At 36.2% G+C, this 646-nt stretch carries 1 protein-coding gene; it reads right to left on the bottom strand.

Annotated features, from left to right (window positions below; all coding sequences use genetic code 11):
- Positions 1-290: 290 nt before the first annotated feature.
- Positions 291-646 (bottom strand): IS66 family transposase (locus tag HMPREF0106_RS00025; protein ID WP_009041342.1); only part of this gene is annotated, 356 nt, incomplete at its 5' end.

Genomic DNA, 646 nt, shown 5'->3' on the forward strand with positions numbered 1-646 from the left:
ACTGCAAAATTCCCATTTTAACCGATAAATTCCCATTTAATTAAGAACTGTACTGAAATGAATGAAAGTTTTTCCTACTATAAAGTTGAAAAACATAAAAACATCTGCCACCTGCAACCAAACGTGTGTAACACACTAGTTGATAAATAGTTGGAACGTTGCAGATACCTGTGGCAGATAGGTTGCAGATAAAGTATCTGCAACACGTTATATAATGTAAGCACTCATTGTATGGCTGTCCCTTTTTCTATACTCTGTAGTGGAGTATATAGCATCTCTTTATCCAATAATTAGTATTCTTTATTATTGTTGATCGGTAATAGTGACATGTAATTTGTTTCTCCTGCCGTTAATTTAGTTAAAATTTCCGCTATATATTTCACCGGCCTTAATCCATTCATCTTACATGTTTCAATAATTGAGTATAACATAGAAGCATTCTTTGCCCCTAGTTCCGATCCGCAAAACAGATAATTCTTTCTTCCCATACAAATGGGCTTCATCATCCTCTCGGCCGTATTATTATCAATTTCCGCCTTTCCATTTTGCACATAGCGTGATACTGCTTCCCATTCATTGACAGCATATCTGACCGCTTTTAGAAAAAGGTTGGCTGTATCCCCGCGTGTTTGATCTAAAAAACGGG

The sequence above is a fragment of the Bacteroides sp. D22 genome, assembly GCF_000163675.1.
Classification (GTDB): Bacteria; Bacteroidota; Bacteroidia; order Bacteroidales; family Bacteroidaceae; genus Bacteroides; species Bacteroides xylanisolvens.